13 protein-coding genes are annotated in these 15,317 nt (G+C 49.0%); 3 read left to right on the forward strand and 10 right to left on the reverse strand.

The features are described 5' to 3' along the window. Window positions 1–26: 26 nt before the first annotated feature. Together ABIC22_RS24445 and ABIC22_RS24450 are read right to left on the reverse strand one after the other, a co-directional pair. On the reverse strand, window positions 27–1,526 hold the full coding sequence (locus ABIC22_RS24445; RefSeq protein WP_354484447.1) for a rhamnulokinase: 1,500 nt from the start codon (window positions 1,524–1,526) through the stop codon (window positions 27–29). 70 nt (window positions 1,527–1,596) lie between these two features. After that, a complete protein-coding gene (locus tag ABIC22_RS24450) occupies window positions 1,597–3,387 on the reverse strand; it encodes an L-fucose isomerase (protein ID WP_354484449.1) in 1,791 nt (596 codons plus the stop codon). Window positions 3,388–3,790: 403 nt separating this feature from the next. On the opposite strand from ABIC22_RS24450, the gene ABIC22_RS24455 reads away from it, so the two are divergent. Continuing rightward, window positions 3,791–4,822: a LacI family DNA-binding transcriptional regulator gene (locus ABIC22_RS24455; RefSeq protein WP_354484451.1), complete on the forward strand. Its 1,032-nt coding sequence runs from the start codon at window positions 3,791–3,793 to the stop codon at window positions 4,820–4,822. A gap of 103 nt (window positions 4,823–4,925) precedes the next feature. On the opposite strand, the gene ABIC22_RS24460 is transcribed toward ABIC22_RS24455, so the two are convergent. The 3 genes from ABIC22_RS24460 to ABIC22_RS24470 form a co-directional block, all read right to left on the reverse strand. Continuing rightward, window positions 4,926–5,819 carry an NAD-dependent epimerase/dehydratase family protein gene (locus ABIC22_RS24460; RefSeq protein WP_127540132.1) on the reverse strand — a complete coding sequence of 298 codons (894 nt, stop codon included), beginning with the start codon at window positions 5,817–5,819 and terminating at the stop codon, window positions 4,926–4,928. A gap of 130 nt (window positions 5,820–5,949) precedes the next feature. Continuing rightward, the gene (locus ABIC22_RS24465; RefSeq protein WP_354484453.1) at window positions 5,950–6,672 is read right to left on the reverse strand and encodes a class I SAM-dependent methyltransferase; all 723 of its coding nucleotides are present in this window, start codon (window positions 6,670–6,672) and stop codon (window positions 5,950–5,952) included. A 30-nt stretch (window positions 6,673–6,702) separates the two neighbouring features. Then, a complete protein-coding gene (locus ABIC22_RS24470; RefSeq protein WP_354484455.1) occupies window positions 6,703–7,683 on the reverse strand; it encodes a Gfo/Idh/MocA family protein in 981 nt (326 codons plus the stop codon). 180 nt (window positions 7,684–7,863) lie between these two features. On the opposite strand from ABIC22_RS24470, the gene ABIC22_RS24475 reads away from it, so the two are divergent. Both ABIC22_RS24475 and ABIC22_RS24480 read left to right on the forward strand, forming a co-directional pair. After that, window positions 7,864–8,448, forward strand: a complete 585-nt coding sequence (locus ABIC22_RS24475; RefSeq protein ID WP_354484457.1) for a bifunctional transcriptional activator/DNA repair enzyme AdaA — start codon at window positions 7,864–7,866, stop codon at window positions 8,446–8,448. After that, on the forward strand, window positions 8,445–9,266 hold the full coding sequence (locus tag ABIC22_RS24480; RefSeq protein ID WP_354484459.1) for an SPL family radical SAM protein: 822 nt from the start codon (window positions 8,445–8,447) through the stop codon (window positions 9,264–9,266). Before ABIC22_RS24475 ends, ABIC22_RS24480 begins: the two co-directional genes overlap by 4 nt. Window positions 9,267–9,374: 108 nt before the next feature. Here ABIC22_RS24480 and ABIC22_RS24485 read toward each other — a convergent pair whose 3' ends face one another. The 5 genes from ABIC22_RS24485 to glpX all read right to left on the reverse strand — a co-directional run bounded on the left by ABIC22_RS24485 (window position 9,375) and on the right by glpX (window position 15,018). Further along, the gene (locus tag ABIC22_RS24485; RefSeq protein ID WP_154894315.1) at window positions 9,375–10,481 is read right to left on the reverse strand and encodes a Gfo/Idh/MocA family protein; all 1,107 of its coding nucleotides are present in this window, start codon (window positions 10,479–10,481) and stop codon (window positions 9,375–9,377) included. 99 nt (window positions 10,482–10,580) lie between these two features. Continuing rightward, on the reverse strand, window positions 10,581–11,306 hold the full coding sequence (locus tag ABIC22_RS24490; protein ID WP_127540145.1) for a ThuA domain-containing protein: 726 nt from the start codon (window positions 11,304–11,306) through the stop codon (window positions 10,581–10,583). Between the two features lie 119 nt (window positions 11,307–11,425). Beyond that, a complete protein-coding gene (locus ABIC22_RS24495) occupies window positions 11,426–12,598 on the reverse strand; it encodes a Gfo/Idh/MocA family protein (protein WP_354484461.1) in 1,173 nt (390 codons plus the stop codon). A gap of 39 nt (window positions 12,599–12,637) precedes the next feature. Beyond that, window positions 12,638–13,684, reverse strand: coding sequence for a LacI family DNA-binding transcriptional regulator (locus ABIC22_RS24500; protein ID WP_483312565.1), 1,047 nt, complete (start codon window positions 13,682–13,684; stop codon window positions 12,638–12,640). Window positions 13,685–13,941: 257 nt separating this feature from the next. Further along, complete coding sequence (glpX, locus tag ABIC22_RS24505; protein ID WP_095287732.1) at window positions 13,942–15,018, reverse strand: class II fructose-bisphosphatase; 1,077 nt, start codon at window positions 15,016–15,018, stop codon at window positions 13,942–13,944. Window positions 15,019–15,317: the final 299 nt, after the last annotated feature.

Genomic DNA, 15,317 nt, shown 5'->3' on the forward strand with positions numbered 1-15,317 from the left:
TGTTTCTCCACTCCCTTAACTTCTTTTTATTTCAATCCCTTCGTTAACCGCCCATTCAGTTTTTGATAGATTTCATAGGCTTCCTGCCATAGCAGGTTATCCTCTGGCTCATAGGTTTCCAGAGTGAAGGAAGCGGCGGCAATCTTCCGGATTTCAGACAAACTGCCTACTTCGCCATGGGCCAGGAATTGCACCATGCAATTCCCGGCGGCAGTTGCCTCCACTGGCCCTGCTACAACAGGAATACCGGTGGAATTCGCTGTAAACTGACACAGTAAACGATTCTGAACACCTCCGCCTACCATGTGAATAACGTTGGGTCGGCTCCCCGTGACAAGTTCAAGTTCATCCAGAGTCTGCCTGAATTCCAGAGCCAGGCTTTCCAAAATGCAGCGTACAATCGCTCCAATTGTTTCCGGAGTAACTTGCATGGTGGCATTGCACTGCTGGCGTATTCGTTCAGGCATGTCACCCGGTGTTAGATAAATCGCATCCCCCGGCAGGATAAAGCTTTGTAGCGCTGGAGCCGATGATGCGAGGTGAACCAGTTCCTGATGACTGAAAATATGATTTTCCCGTTCCCACTGCCTTTTGCACTCCTGCAGAAGCCATAGACCTGACCGATTCTTCAAAATTCTTGTCTTGCCACTGACCGTCCCTTCATTGGTGAATCCCAGTCCTCGGCTGCGTTCATCCAATACTGGTGAGTCGCGTTCCATGCCCATTAATGACCATGTTCCACAGCTAATAAAAGCAAAATTCGGATCTGACGCAGGAATGGCTGCAAGTGCTGAGGCTGTATCATGAGAGCCCACCGATATGACTTGCATGGGTTCGATTCTTAACTCTGCGCACAGATCATCTGTTAATCGTCCCAGCACAGTGCCTGGCCGAACAATGGGTGGGAAAAGTGTTTCAGGTAAACCGAGGCGGCCAAACAAGGATTCATTCCAGCGGTCCTCTCCGGCATGCAAAAGTCCGCTTGTGCTAGCAATGGTATATTCACAGGCATGCTGTCCCGAGAGATAAAAGTGAAACAGATCCGGCATGAATAACATCCGTATATCCGGACGTAATTCAGCATTTTCCCGTAAGCTTCCAACCAATTGGAACACCGTATTAATCTGCTGAGGCAGGACGCCGGACATGGTATACAGATCTTCTTCATTAACCATACGCAGCGTCTCTTTCATCCAATCGGCATTACGTGATTCCCGGTAATGACGTGGGTTCCCGCACAATCTTCCTGCTCCATCCACCAAGCCATAATCAACACCCCATGTGTCCACGGCAATGGAGCGCACCGGGTGAGTTAATCCCTGAGTGCCCTTTACAATGCCCTGTTTCAGTTCATGGAACAGTCTTAAGAAATCCCAGTACAATCCGTCCGCAAGCTGAACGGGATCGTTACTGAATCGATGTACTTCTTGTAACGCAAGCATCTCACCGTCAAAACTTCCCCTGACCACCCGGCCGCTTCCGGCACCATAGTCAGCAGCAAGCACATGGTTTGCCTTATTTCCCATCTCTCTTGCCTCCTCCTTTGGAAGAACGCCATATTCTGATTAGGCAGAATATGGCGTCTGACAGGATCGTCTAACGGTATAAAGGTCCAAACACGCTGCAAGCACGATAATCTGCACTTTCCGGTTCACTTGTTCCAAATAACCCCCATGCCCGTGGACGGAATATCTCGGACTCCGGTACATTATGCATACTCACCGGAATCCGCAAGATTGAAGCCAGGGTTAGGAGATCTGCTCCGATGTGCCCGTATGAGATCGAGCCGTGGTTGGCGCCCCATTGGTTCATGACTTCATAAACGGAGGTAAATGCGCCTGTTCCTGTTAAAATCGGAGCGAACCATGTAGATGGCCAAGTCGGATCCGTCCGCTGGTCCAGCGTATTATGCACTTCATCAGGCAGATCCACGGTGTAACCTTGCGCGAGCTGCAGTACAGGACCAAGACCCTTAACCAGATTGAGACGTGTCATCGTGATGGGCATCCCGCCTTTGGTCAGGAAGTCAGCGGAGTAACCGCCCCCCCTGAAATATTCGACTGAGGCAGGTCTCCATGATGTCGACTGCAGGCAGGTCTGAACTTCTTCATCTGTAATTTCCCAGAAAGGCTTCAGAGCAGGATTACCGTCTCTGGATTGCTGTCCAGTACCGTCAAGTGCCGCGGAACCTGAATTGATCAAGTGGAGAATTCCGTCTTTCGCTTTTCCCTCCAATTGATGTCCTGTTACACGTGCTACCGAGTCCGGACTCCAATACGTACGTACATCTGCAAAAATCTGGGCTGTATGAGTGAGCAGTGAGCCGAACAGCATGGACACACCATTCAGGCTGTCATTTTCTGTGGCCACCAGATAAGGGGAGCGTTTGCCATTCCAGTCAAAGGATGAATTCAGGATCGACTCCAGGAAATCGCCATTAGGCGAATGATCCGTCCACTGCCGCTGACCCTGGAAGCCGGATACAATCGCGTGATGACCCATCGATTCTTCTGTAAAACCGAGTTCTGCCAATCTCGGATTGCCTGCCATCAGATCACGTACAATCTGAGTCATTTTCACAACAGTTTCCCATTCATACTCTTTCCGCATGCGGTCTGTTTGCAGATGGGTCGGGTTGTTATCCGGTCCTTCAATGCAATTTTCTTTCACCCAAGCCAGTGCCAACTTATACTCTTCCGGATCATAGATTTCTTCCTCAATCCGCCGGGTCAACTCGCTCATGTCCACATATTCGTTTCTCATGCCGAGATATTCCTGGAAAAAGGAATCGTTCACGATGGATCCGGCAATCCCCATGGATACCGAGCCAATGGACAGATAGGCCCGCCCTTTCATCGTAGCGGCTGCAAGACCCGCCCGGCTGAAGCGAAGCAATTTCTCACGGACGTCATCTGGAATGGTCGTATCCCCGCCATCTTGAACATCCTCCCCATAGATTCCGAACGCCGGAATCCCCTTCTGAGCATGGGCAGAGAGTACGGCTGCCAGATAGACTGCGCCAGGCCGTTCCGTACCGTTAAAACCCCAGATGGCCGTAGGTATGGATGGAGACATATCCATCGTTTCCGTACCATAACACCAGCATGGAGTAACCGTAATGGTGACACCAACATTCGAACGATTGAACAGCTCTGCCGCCGCAGCTGCTTCGGCTACACCGCCAATACAGGATTCGGCAACGACGCATTCGACCGGGGAGCCGTCCGCATAACGAAGTTCTGCCGTAAGCAGCTCAGCTACAGATGTTGCCATCCGCATCGTTTGTTCCTCCAGGGATTCACGTACTCCCTTGCGTCTGCCGTCAATGGTGGGACGAATACCAATCTTGGGAAAAGCCTGTTTATAACGGTAATCCTGATGTGTCATACTAAAACGTCCTCCTTCAAGTGGTTTCTGGATAGGTACGAATTGATTTCACGTTTGTCTTTCAGGATGCAGTTAAAGCGGTCAGACCATGACGATATAATCCCGATACCCATTGGTGCGCCTGTCCTGGAGAAGAGAGCAACTTATTGAATGAATGCGTTTACAAATTAAAATTGAACAAGAGTTCACTTTATGTATGGATCACCATGATGCAGTCCTGTCTCTCTGCAGGAACGGATGTATAAAGCAAAAAAAGAATGAATACTGTGAAAGGATTTGCTGAAAAATGGTTCGTTTTTCACTTTGGGTTATCGGTAACCCTAACATAGCACGCGCCCATATTGCTGTCAATCGGCATTATCCTATAGAATGGTAAGACTATGTTATGAGAGGTTAGATTCTATTGATCACGATTTATGATATTGCCAAGAAAGCCAATGTTTCTGCCATGACGGTCTCTAAAGTGATTAATCAAACAGGTCGCATCAGCACGGCCACCAGGGAACGCGTACAGCAGGTTATTGATGAACTCGGGTATATCCCCAATTCGAATGCACGCAGCCTTGTACTTCAGCGAACACAGATGTTATCTCTGCTGATTACCGATATCACCAATCCATTTTATACGACACTCGCACGCGGAGCCGAGGATGCAGCTAACGCTCGTGGATATCGTCTGTTGTTCGGGAATAGTGATGAAGATTACAACAAGGAGAAGAACTATGTGGAGACGATTCTGTCAACGCGTGTAGACGGAGTCCTGTTTGCCCCGGCGGGCGACCGCTCCCTGGATCATCTGCAGCAGTTACATGAGAGGAACATCCCGTTTGTGATCTTGGATAGGACAGTACCAGGGATCACATCGGATGTCATTGCGGGGGACAGCCGGCAAGGTGCACTTCTATTGATCCGATATCTGACGGAACTGGGTCACCGCCGCATTGCACTCGTTAACGGCTCTTCCGAGGTTTCTACGGCAAGATTACGTGAAGAGGGCTATGCTGAGGGGTTACGTGAAGCAGGAGTTAAGGTTGATCCGAAGCTTGTTCTTCGGACGGGCTATCGTGATTTCAGTGATGAGGCTGGAATGGAACAGTTACTTATGCAGCCGGATAAGCCAACGGCTATTTTTGCAGCGAATAATATGCTCGCGATTGGGGTCATTCGTCTGCTGCGTAAAAGAGGGCTGCGTGTACCGGAAGATATCTCCGTCGTTTGTTTTGACGATCTGGATCTGGCTTCCGCTTTTGATCCTTTCCTCACTGTAGCAGCGCAGCCTGCCTATGATTTTGGAGCCAAAGGCATGCATATGCTAATCGACAGAATTGAAGGAACCGCACCGACTGATCCGCAAACGGTCATTCTCCCATCCGAACTGCGTATCCGTGCTTCAGCTTCCGTACCATTAGGGCAATCGAAACCATTGGGATCATGATAGGCTTCGTATGTCTGGACTTAAAGTAGTATAAAAAATACAGGACGCCAAGGAGTTACTCACTCCCAGCGTCCTGTTTTACCTTTATGCTTATTTACCAAATTTAACCTTCGGATTGCAGCGCCAGTGCCACTTCACGTACGAGACCCGGAAACCAGTCCATCAGTGCTTCAAAGGTATATCCCGCCTGCTCTGCCTTGGTTGTATCCATCGTCCATGATTCCGAGATACCGAAGGGCGACATATCCTCCTGAACGGTTTCGCGTAACACTTGGGACTGCATGCCTGTGACTGTCTCAATCAGATTCATCATGGCAGACAGCGTAATCGAGCCTTTCGAAGCGGCGTTTACAGGTCCGGTAATCGACGAATGCCCCAACCAAGCGAGAAATCTGGCTGCTTCCGTGGAATTGATAAATCCAATCTCGGCGTCCGGATTCGGCATGCCAATTGGCTTTCCTTTTTGCACATGTTCAATATGAAAATGCAGTCTTCTCGTGTAGTCGTCTATTCCAAGTACAATTGGAATTCTCATCGCTACGACCGGGAAACTCGCTTCCTGAAAAAACACAGCCTCCGCTAGCCGCTTGCCCTCTCCATAGGAGAAGTCCTCGTGGCTACCGTATTGCACGGGATACGTGTACGGATCAAAATCCTCTTCCGTGAATCCCGGTTTGGGATCGCCGTAAACGGATAGCGTTGATGTAAGTACATATCTTTGGGTCCGTCCCGCAAAAGCCTCACACGCCGACTTCGCCGCATTCGGTGAATAACAGATGTTATCATACACCACATCCCACTGGTCAATCTGTGCCACTTCAGCTAGAGATTGCGGATCCTCCCGATCCATCTTGATCCGGTTCACTTCCGGCCCGAAGTCCACGTTCGTTTTGCCGCGCGTCGCAACGGTAATTTGCGATTTTCCTTCCCACAGCAAATGATCGACCAGACGTTTGCCGAAAAAGCGCGTCCCGCCAAGAATGAGTACCTTTTTCATCCGATAGACCTCCTACCCTCTTCTGGTGTTTCATATATTATAGCGAGGTTTGCAGTATTACAACAAATATACCCCGTAACACAACAGTTAACCTGTGTTTCAAGGACGGAAAGACCTCTTATCACATGACTTAGGATTCGGGTTTTGTAATTTTGAGCATCGTATGGGCTCCTTGCTGAAATTCATACGTCGTGCTGACTTCTGTAACACTGAATCCAAGGTTCTTCAGAAAGGACTGGATCTCGTCCATATGTTCATAACGTTTACCAGACAGATCGACTATAGGGAAAATCCGCAGCTCCTGTCTTGTTACACGCAGCAATTCAAGAATGGTTCGCTTATGGAAGCTGAAGTCCAATCGATCTGCATACGTAAACAGAAAATGCGCAGATAACGTCATATCGAATTGTTCGTCAGTGAAAGGCAGCACGGGAAGCTCTGCATAGACATACTGCAAGGGAAAGCTCCTCATATCTGCCGTACAATCCCGAAGTGCACTCATTCTTGCTTGCTTCAAGCCATCTATTGAACCGAAATAGTCCCATTTGTATCTGTCACGCACCTGTTCCAATTGCTCGATGGTATGTTCGACGTCTTGCTGCCCTTTCAGTTCCAATTTGTCGATTTCGTGTTCGTATGCAATATCTGCTGCCATGGAATTTACGCCATGCCTGCGGGCAAGGCTGCTAAATGAACAAGCCCCACCCGGACAATCTAGAATGGATCTGCCACGGAGATCTTCTGCTGTAAGGTTGAACATTGACATATATTCCTCATACGTTCGTCCAATGAAAATAATCTTCTCCAGTTCAAGACCTAGACTCTTGTTCTGTTGCTGCTCTTCTCTACTCATCTCGTCTCAGCTCACTTTCCTGTTATTCCATTAATCGTTCGGGAAAACCAGACCAATCTGCTTGCGGATTTGATCCATGACCTGCATCGTTTCATAGGAACGTTCATAGCTGTTCTGCTCGGATTCCTGTTTCCCCTGCTGAACGAGGTTAACGAATTCCTCCACCTCGTAATACATGGCTGGATAGGTCTGCTCGGCTGTCAACAGTTCAACCGTACCGTCATTGTATCGTATTTCCGCATGTTCGGGGGATCCGATTTTATCAATGATAATGCTGCCGCGCTCTCCCATAATTTCACTTGGCACATGAGAGTTGGAGATCTTGGAGTAAGTCACCACGGCTTCCATCCCATCGTAGCCAAGAAGTACACTGCCCTGTCCGTCGACACCTGAATCCAGCATGATGGCCTGAGCTTGAACCTGATTTGGTGCACCAAACAAGGTGATTAGCGGGTACAGACAGTACACCCCAAGATCCATTAATGCTCCGTTTGCAAATTCTGGCTTGAATGCATTGAGCACAACTCCCTCTTTGTACTTGTCGTAACGGGATGAATACTGACAGTACCCCGCGATATATTTGCGCACAGGTCCAATTTTGTGCAGGTGGGCCTGTACCATTTTGAAGGTGGGAGCCAGCGTTGACTTCATCGCTTCCATTAGCAAAACGTTGTTATCGCGAGCTGTGTTAATCACATGAGAAACCTCTGCAGCATTGGCTGCAAGTGGCTTCTCGCATAATACATGCTTGCCATTTCTCAGAAACAGCGCCGTCTGATCAGCATGATATGTATTGGGTGTAGCAATGTAGACCGCATCAATCGTGTCACTCGCTGCCATGTCCTCCAGGTCAGTGAATCGATGCTTGGCATTATATTGATCTGCAAATGCATTCGCCTTGTCCTCTGTCCGTGAGTAGACAGCTGTCAATTCAAATCCCTTCACATGTGATGCAGCTTCAAGAAGCCGTTCTGTAATCCAGTTAGTACCTACAACTCCGAAACGAACCATTATTACCTACCTCTTTCGTGAATGAATTTCGCATGTACATCATCCTGCTCATTGTAGCATATTTCATTCCCTTGAACGGAAAGGATAGTTGTCTGCTTGCCATTGAGATCTTGCTATTTCATGCGAGAATTGGTTGAACATCTTTTATACAAGGGTATAATGTGTCGTGAGGTGATCCCTATGAAGCTTCCGGATAAACAAGAGTTCCCTTCTTTTTCATTAGATGAAACGCAATGGACTGCCATTATCAGCAATGATGCCTCCTATGACGGGAAATTTTATTATGGTGTCAGGACGACAGGTATTTTTTGCCGACCTTCATGCAAATCCAAAGATCCGAAATACGAAAATGTACTGGGTTTCCATCATCCTGAAGATGCACTGGTACAAGGATTCAGACCATGCAAACGCTGCAAACCTACAGGACAGCGTGTTCCTGATCAGGAATGGGTTTCCGTTGTAACGAACTACATTAACCATCATTATTCAGAATCTCTTACTCTGGATATTCTTGCCCAGATCAGCCATGGTAGCCCGTATCATCTGCATCGTGTGTTCAAGCGGATTACGGGCATAACTCCGGTGCAATATATTCAGAACACACGGATGACCGAAGCGAAAAAATTGCTTGTGAGCACTACACTCTCGATTTCGGATATCGGTCGCCAAGTAGGCATCACTAATCCGGCCTATTTCAGTGCCGTGTTTCGCAAGCTTACAGGGCAGAGACCTGCTCATTACCGGGAACAGGAGCAACACCAATGAAGAAGACCCAATATTTATATAAAACACCAAAGACTCTGTTGAACAAAGGGACCGGTTTCCTTAACGGATATACTCACACGCTAAATCCCTATACAGGCTGTGCCTTTGGATGCTCTTACTGTTACGTCAGGCAAATGCCCGTTTCTTTATTCCGCAAGCAGGATTGGGGAAGCTGGGTTGATGTGAAGCAGGAAGCCGCCAGCGTACTTGCCAAAGAGTTGAAACGTGCACGCTCCAAAGGTAAAGTGACGATATTTATGTCATCCAGTACCGATCCATATCAGCCTGTCGAATATAAGGAGCAAATTACCCGTTCACTGCTCGAAGTGATGATACAGTATCCTCCGGATTTCATTCTGGTTCAAACCCGCAGTCCTCTCGTTACACGGGATATGGACCTGCTGCAGCAATTAGGTGACCGTGTGCGTGTCAGCATGACGATTGAGACGGATCGGGATGATATTCGCAAACACTTTAGTCCGGCTGCACCACCCATTCCCGGTAGATTACATGCATTGGAAAAACTAAGGGATGCAGGTATAGCTACTCAGGTTGCGATTGCCCCTGTACTTCCGAGCAGCGATAACTTTCCTTCCCTCCTTCGGCCTCTGGTTCAACGTATATGTATCGATGATTACTTCATGGGCGATGGCAGTCAAGGGAAACGCACGCGCAGATTGGGCATGGAGTCGCTCTATCAGGAGTTAGGCGTAGAAGACTGGTATCAACCTGAGGCCTATCAGATCGTCGAGGAACGGATGAGAGAGCATTTTGCGGAACATGAGATCTGGATCAGTCAGACGGGATTTGAGCCTTAAATGTGGTTTATACGATCAATTTGTAAGATCAAAACAAACGAAGAGCCCTGCTTCCTTGAGCGGAAGACAGGGCTGCTTGTATTTGTATTAGCATGCTGCATATAAAAATTATTGATCAAGGCTATATAGTGCCAAACCTTCTGGCAGAGCGGAAGGACGCTGACAGGTGCTTCTCATTTTATAGAAAGTCTGCTCATCGGAAGAGTCATGGAATGCCCACATCGCTTCAAGAACATGGTAGGCAAGCTCTCCGCTCGCTCGGTGAGCGCGGCCGCTGTTAGCAGCATACGCCATATCAGCTACACCAATCCCGCGTGTATTTTCCTGATAGCCCGGAAGAAGAGGAACCTCCGTCCACTCCTGTTCACCCAGCAAACGGTAACGTACAGGGCCGCCAAATGTGTTAGGATCGGGTACCTGCAGCGTGCCGTGCGTGCCATAGATCTCAATCGGTGGCAGTGCGCTTCCCCCAAAAACATCAAAGCTCGTAATCAGCGTGCCAATGGCACCCTGCTCGAACTGCAATAATCCTGCCACATGCGTTGGAATATCAACGGGGATGGTTTGACCTCTCTTTTTCTCACTTGTGATTGTACGCTCTTCCATCGCTTTGCCTGTCATGCCAGCAATGGAGCTGATCGGACCCAGCAGCTGCACTAATGCTGTCAGATAGTAAGGACCCATATCGAACATCGGTCCGCCGCCTGAAGCGTAGTAGAATTCCGGATCAGGATGCCAATGTTCATGTCCTCGGCTCATCATGAAAGCCGTAGCAGCTACAGGTTTGCCAATAACGCCATCTTCAACCAGTTTGAGTGAGGTCTGAATGCCTGATCCGAAGAAAGTTTCAGGTGCGCAGCCTACCAGCAATCCTTTGCGCTTGGCTGTTTCCAGAACAGCCTGCCCTTCCTCGCGTGTAACGGCGAGTGGTTTTTCGACGTAGACGTGTTTCCCCGCTTCAAGAGAGCGTAAACATACATCTGCGTGGACAGCAGGAATCGTTAAATTGATGATCAGTTCAATCTCCGGATTGGCCAACATCTCATCAACCGTGTATACATTCGGAACGTTATAGGCTGCTGCCTGCTCTTCAGCCCTCTTGCGGTCAATATCCGCCACGGCAACCAGATCTAAGATTTCGAATCGGTGACAGTTTTCCATATAAATACTGCTGATTTTACCACAGCCAATAATGCCTACTTTCATTGTTTTCATGCAGGTGGGCTCCCTTCAAACGGATCGGAATTGTAGAATGCTGGTCAAAATGTGCTCATGTACGTATGTCCCTTGGTTTATCACAAAAAGTAACGGAAATTAAGTTTGGTTATCGGCCATGCCTGTGTACACTTCAGCTTTTTGGCCTGTTGTATTATTGGCAACCGCTTTGCCTGCTGCAGCCCATTTGAAGCCACTGCGCATCATTTCGGTGACTTGCTGCATCTCTACAATATCCGCATGATGACCAAGCGAGTTGTAGTACACACGGCCAGCACCCCAACGCTTCGTCCATACAACCGGCATATCCACTGGCCCATTCGCTGAATGGGGACCTTCCACGACCGGGAAACGAGTTGTTGCCAGTACTTCAACCGCAGGGTCAACGTGCAGGTAGTATTGCTCGCTTTTCACCTGAAAATCTTCAATGTGGTCCAGCAGCGGACTTGAACCGCGTTTGATGTTTACCGTATACTCGACGCCATCATTGCCCGGGTGTGCAACCCATTGACCGCCAGTCATGAACTGCCAATCGACATTGTTCCGGAACGCATCACACATCCCGCCGTGAATACCCGCGAGCCCAACGCCGCTCTGAACGGCAGCCGATACATTGTTGACCAGTTCCTGTTCAATCTGTCCCATCGTCCACAGAGGGACGATCAGATCGAGTCCCAGCAGTTTGTCGGCATCTGCATAGGCTTCCAATGTGTTCGAGACCTCGACCTCAAACTGTTCTTCCTTCAAAATGCGCTCAAAAATCGCTGCTACCTGCTCCGGTTCATGTCCATCCCAGCCGCCCCATACAATAAGTGCCTTACTCATCGCTTTATCACTCGCTTTCGGATAGTTTTTATAGATCCTGCCTGTGTATCGCTATCACGCTGATCATTTGACTTCTCTCATTTCAAATTCTCTAGCATGTATAAACAGCTAAACTTTGCTTACATCTCATCAAGGGAAACCCAGCGCCGTTCTGTTACAGAACGTTCTACGGCTTCGAGCACAGCCTGGCAGGCAACACCATCATGGAAACTTGGTGAAGGCTGACGCCCTTCCGAGATGGCTGTAACCAGCTCCAGCATCTCGTGTGTAAAGGTATGCTCAAATCCGATGGTATGTCCTGCTGGCCACCAGGCCTCGGCATACTTATGCGCCGGATCTGTAGCCAGAACACGCCGGAATCCCTGAACGTCATCTTCATCTTTCGTAAAATACACTTCCAGTTCATTCATTCGTTCAAAGTCAAACCGGACACTGCCCAGGCTGCCGTTGATCTCGAATGAATTTGTGCTGCGGTGACCTGCTGCAAAGCGTGTAGCCTCGAAGCTGCCAAGCGCTCCGCCAGCAAACCTGGCCAGGAACAATGTCGCATCATCCACTGTCACTTCGCCCTTCGGTGCGTCCGCATTCGAGCTGCCTTTGGCACTAAGTCCAGTCATTTCGGAAGCAAGCGGCCGTTCCTTAATGAACGTCTCACTCATTCCGATGACTTCTTGGAACTCCCCAACAAGAAAGCGTGCGAGATCAATTAAGTGTGCACCCAGATCGCCGTGCGATCCCGAGCCAGCCACTTCCTTTTGCAAGCGCCAGACAAGCGGGAATGATGGATCCATGATCCAGTCCTGCAGGAAAAATGCGCGGAAGTGATAGATCTTACCCAGGCGTCCGCTCTGAACCAATTCCTTGGCAAGCTGCACAGCCGGGGAGAAGCGATAGTTGAATCCAACCATGTGGGCAACACCAGCATCTTCTGCTGCTTGAAGCATCTCTCTCGAATCGGCAAGCGACAAGGCCAGCGGTTTCTCACAGAACAAGTGTTTACCCTGACGGGCTGCTTCCAGTGCAATCTCCTTATGTGCATCACTCGGAGCGTTAATATCAATCAGATCAATATCATCGCGCTGTACCAATTCACGCCAGTCGGTTACACTTTCGGACCAGCCGAACTGGTTCGCTGCTTCCTGGACACCTTTTTCATTCCGGCCGCAGATAACCGCCATTTCAGGCTGTAGCGGTGCTGACGGGAAAAACATGGGCAAACTGCGATAAGCATTGCTATGGGCCTTCCCCATAAACTTGTATCCTACCATTCCGACACGTAGACGTTGTGACATGTTCTTTTCCTCCTTTGGAATCTAAAATCATGCTCTATGCTACTTACGAATCGATGAAGCCCTGACGATTAACTCTGCAGGCAATAACTCTCTGTGCCACTCCGATGAAAAATCTGAATCCTTAGTTGAAGCGCTTCCATCCAGAGAACCATGTATGAGTTTGGATGCGGCCAGTTCACCCATTTCATAAAAAGGTACCCTGACGCTGGTTAGCGGAGGCACGGCCATCTCTGCAGCATCGGAGTCGTCATACCCGACAAAAGCCGGGAAATCCTCCACCCTAATCCCGCGCTCACGCAAACCGTGCATAACACCAATAGCCATACGGTCGTTGGCAGCAAATACGGCGTCGATCTCGTCAAGCCTTGCCGCAATCGTGGCTGCAGCCTCCACACCGCTTCTTCTGCTGTAATTCCCTTCAAGCAGCAGGCTGGGATCCAGCTCCATTCCGGCTTCCTGCAAACCAACGCGAACACCTTGCAGCCGCTCCTGACTGTTGGAATAACTGTCCGGACCGTTGAGAAATGCAATATTTCGGTAACCCTGATCGGTAAGGTGACGAATGGCGAGCCGACTGCCTTCCACATGATCAGCATCCACTTCCAGAAAGGCCTCTCCTGCAAAGTGTTGATTCATGACGCAAAAAGGATGACCTTCCTCTTGCAGCTGCTGCATCGCTGCCAGTTCCCCAAGGTCGTCTCTGGCCCCAAGAATAATGCAGGCGTCCACTTTTTGACGTCGGAACAGGTCGGCATAATTCATGACTTCACCTGGTGATCTGAACATGACCAGCAGATCCATACCGCTGTCTCTGGCCTTATTACCAATACCACTTAGCATTTCCGAGAAAAAATAAGCAGAAAACAAATGCGCCTTCGGAACATAAGGCAAAACAACCCCGAGGTTGCCGCTTTTGCTTCTGGCGAAGCTGCGTGCAAGGGCACTCGGCACATACCCCAGCTTCTGGGAAGCTTCCAACACTTTGCGCCTTGTCTCCTCTTTGATCGGACCAACCCCGTTAAGAACCCGAGAGACCGTAGCTTCGGAGACTCCTGCCAAGTCAGCGACCTCTTTGCGGGATGCCACGAATTTCACCCCCTTACGTCCTTTAAATACGATACTATTTGTAGAAGATTATTTTTATGTACGCGCGTACATTTTCTCATGTGTTGTAACCGTTGTCAATGCTTTTAACATAAAACAGGAAGAGGATCTCTATTAGCAGATTCCCTTCCTGTTTGATAAATCTACGAGCACAAATCTTGTCCTAGGAATGATGGATGATTCTAATAGATAACCTATGGTTTGGCAGTGACTTTTAGACCTTTAAAGCGCCGTTTTGTCTAAGTCAACACACTCTGATTCACCGATGATTGGCTAAACTCTGCCTGTTCTACTATTTTAGCCGGGCTTTGGATACGGTCTGAGGGTTCCGGCGTAGCTTGCAGTTTCCGTACCTTGTGAAGCACTTCCTTGTTGGGCAGGAAATGCACGGAGCGAATGTAACGGATCGTTTTGGTTTTGGCACGCATGACAATGGAATCTGTCTCGGCACGGTCATCTGCAAGATAACGCACACCGCCCAATATCTCTCCTGGCGTTACACCGGTTGCAGCGAAAATGACATCTTCGGTACCGATCATGTCCTGCATCGTTAAGACTTTGTAAGGATTATCAATGCCCATCTGCAGGCATCGCTGGAACTCGTCTGCATTGGCAGGCATTAAGCGGCCTTGTATTTCGCCTCCCAGGCAAGAGAGTGCTGCTGCAGCCAGCACGCCTTCAGGAGCTCCGCCAGAACCAACGTATAAGTCAATGCCCGCCTCAGGGAATGCAGGCGCCATGGCACCCGCTACATCGCCGTCACTGAGGAACTTGATCCGTACGCCAACCTTGCGCAGCGTTTTAATCGTGCTCTCATGCCGTGTACGGTCTAGGATCATGACAGTCAGATCCGAAATGTTTTTGTTCAGTGCGGCAGCTGCTTTCTCTAGCGTAACCTCAACCGGGTCTTCGATGCTGACCTTGCCGACCAGTGCCGGACCTACAGCCAGTTTCTCCATATACATATCCGGTGCATGGAGCAGGTTTCCTTTTCCCGCCACTGCAATAACCGATAAAGCGTTGTTCAGTCCCTTGGCCACAATTTCTGTACCTTCAAGAGGATCTACAGCAACGTCTACTTCAGGTCCTTCAGCGTTACCCACTTCCTCGCCGATGTACAACATGGGTGCTTCGTCCATTTCTCCTTCACCGATTACCACCGTGCCGCGAATGGACACGGAATCGAACATGGCGCGCATGGCCAAAGTAGCCGCTTCATCTGCACTGTTCTTGTCACCTCGTCCCATCCAGGGGGCTGAAGCTAACGCAGCCAATTCTGTTACTCGGACAATTTCCAACGCCAGTTCGCGTTCCATTTTTCCCACTTCCTTTCCAGTTTTCAACAGCATACATGGAAAGTACTCCCAAATCCATCGCAAATCCATATGAAAATGATCTATAATCAGCTAAGGATCATTTTTTGGAATTAACCCCTTTCTCTTTTAAGGAGCTAATTCTTATCATTTTCCAACGATATTGAGTTGGTTCTTTGAAAGATAACCTGCAGGGTAATTCCAACTTTGATTTCAGCAGCGTGCCTTTTAGCTATTAAGAACACGAGAATGATGAATATTAAAAGAAACATTTGTTTACGCATTCAAAACTTCTTCAAACA

Origin of the sequence: Paenibacillus sp. PvP094, assembly GCF_040546835.1 — a bacterium.
GTDB classification, from domain to species: Bacteria; Bacillota; Bacilli; order Paenibacillales; family Paenibacillaceae; genus Paenibacillus; species Paenibacillus illinoisensis.

Excerpts from the sequence above, each read along its gene's own strand:
- ABIC22_RS24445 (WP_354484447.1), bottom strand. The coding sequence starts at position 1,526 with ATGGGAAATAAGGCAAACCATGTGCTTGCTGCTGACTATGGTGCCGGA.
- ABIC22_RS24450 (WP_354484449.1), bottom strand. The coding sequence starts at position 3,387 with ATGACACATCAGGATTACCGTTATAAACAGGCTTTTCCCAAGATTGGT.
- ABIC22_RS24460 (WP_127540132.1), bottom strand. The coding sequence starts at position 5,819 with ATGAAAAAGGTACTCATTCTTGGCGGGACGCGCTTTTTCGGCAAACGT.
- ABIC22_RS24465 (WP_354484453.1), bottom strand. The coding sequence starts at position 6,672 with ATGAGTAGAGAAGAGCAGCAACAGAACAAGAGTCTAGGTCTTGAACTG.
- ABIC22_RS24470 (WP_354484455.1), bottom strand. The coding sequence starts at position 7,683 with ATGGTTCGTTTCGGAGTTGTAGGTACTAACTGGATTACAGAACGGCTT.
- ABIC22_RS24475 (WP_354484457.1), top strand. The coding sequence starts at position 7,864 with ATGAAGCTTCCGGATAAACAAGAGTTCCCTTCTTTTTCATTAGATGAA.
- ABIC22_RS24480 (WP_354484459.1), top strand. The coding sequence starts at position 8,445 with ATGAAGAAGACCCAATATTTATATAAAACACCAAAGACTCTGTTGAAC.
- ABIC22_RS24485 (WP_154894315.1), bottom strand. The coding sequence starts at position 10,481 with ATGAAAACAATGAAAGTAGGCATTATTGGCTGTGGTAAAATCAGCAGT.
- ABIC22_RS24490 (WP_127540145.1), bottom strand. The coding sequence starts at position 11,306 with ATGAGTAAGGCACTTATTGTATGGGGCGGCTGGGATGGACATGAACCG.
- ABIC22_RS24495 (WP_354484461.1), bottom strand. The coding sequence starts at position 12,598 with ATGTCACAACGTCTACGTGTCGGAATGGTAGGATACAAGTTTATGGGG.
- glpX (WP_095287732.1), bottom strand. The coding sequence starts at position 15,018 with ATGGAACGCGAACTGGCGTTGGAAATTGTCCGAGTAACAGAATTGGCT.